The organism is Luteibacter sp. P4_E6 (assembly GCF_056401535.1).
On the sequence record NZ_JBFUJE010000762.1, the window covers coordinates 1 to 1,462 of the forward strand.

Sequence of the window (1,462 nt, forward strand, 5' to 3'; positions counted from 1 at the left end):
CTTGAAGTACCTGATCTGACACGCTAACGCCGCGACGGACCGTTCCGGTGCGATTGAGTGTGAATCGTCGATACCATATGCGCGGACGCTTACGCGTGTCCGAAGGAAAGACAGAGCGGGCTTCATTAGTGGGCGCAAATGCAAGGATGCGATTTACAAGAAGTCGACCTTCTGTGCTCCCGTCGCGAAGCGAATCGTTACCATCCAGCGCGGAATGAACTATGCGCCCTAGCGTCTGGCTCTTTCCGACGCCATTCTTGCCGATAATTATCGCGATGCGTTTAGGAAGTGCGGCATTATGATCGAAGTGAAAGGTCAGGTCGTGCGGATTCTGTCGGCCAGGTAGCTGAAAAGTGATGGATATCGACTTGGATAATTTGCGAAATTCCTCGTTCTGAAGGCCTCGGAGTATCGATCCGGCATTCTTATATGCGAAGAAGGAGTCGGTGCTTCTTACAAAGGACTTGAGAAACACATCTGTAGATGTCGCTGCTGTAGTCCAGTTCACGCCTGCCGATTTAAACTCGGTTAACGCAACAAGATCTTTCATTGACTTCAATACTGTTACCGCGCCGTCCAAGCCAAGATCCTCTACTATTTTTCTGTAAGCATCCATACGCGGAAGCATTGTAAAAAAATGGTGGATGTTGCTCGCGGGGACTGTGAGGCCGTGCGCATCTTGCAGTAGTTTCTCGACCGCTCTGGCTCCATTGGTCTCGCTCCCGGGGGAATCTAGAAAGCCCAGGAACCCTGTCGTTGCGTGAACAGACTCAGGATCCGTTAGGCGGACCCTTATATCCATCTTGGTTTTATATCCAAAGTCGTTCCATTGGTCAGCGCTTGGCACCAGTAGCACAGAGTCTGGAGGAAGATCTTCCGCTAGCGCCACGTGTGGGCCAAAGAAAATCTGAATTTTGCGAGGTTCCTTCTCCATGGCTTTCCTGTTCGAGTTAGTTGTGGTCATTTCGACGGCACCCCGCATTCGGCGGGGGTCTATCCTTGAGGTCGGGACTACTGTCACCCACGCCCAATTCCTTGGCCTTTAGCTGGTAGCGATTCCGACCTATTTTGGCGCCTGCGAACTCACCGATCCCCGCATTCGCGAGCGAATTCGGCAGGGGGTTTCCATGCCGATGCAGTCTGGGGTCGGTCCTCGTTATATAACGTCCGCCACTCGCTGATTTTGCTCCGAGCATTTGCTAACGACAAGAACCAATGCTCGTCCAGGCATTCCTGCCGCAGGCGACCGTTGAAGCTCTCAAGCACGGCATTGTCGGCGGGCGTACCTTGGCGCGACAAGTCCAGTTCCACCCCGGTTTCGTATGCCTATCGGTCCATTGCCTTCTCTGCGAACTCACTGCCGTTGTCAACTTTGATTGCCGCCGGATTACCGCGATGAGCGACTAGGCGTGACATCGCTTCGGCCACGTGTTCGCCAAAGGTAACGCGAGGTCGCGTATAC

General features: G+C 53.4%; 1 protein-coding gene and 1 pseudogene. Both read right to left on the reverse strand.

Features of this window, described 5'->3' with window-relative positions; all coding sequences use genetic code 11:
• On the reverse strand, positions 1-934 hold a 934-nt coding region (locus AC1DT2_RS23235; RefSeq protein ID WP_477299035.1), incomplete at its 3' end, for a hypothetical protein.
• A 149-nt stretch (positions 935-1,083) separates the two neighbouring features.
• Positions 1,084-1,462 (reverse strand): annotated as a pseudogene (locus AC1DT2_RS23240) (integrase core domain-containing protein); the annotation flags it as partial.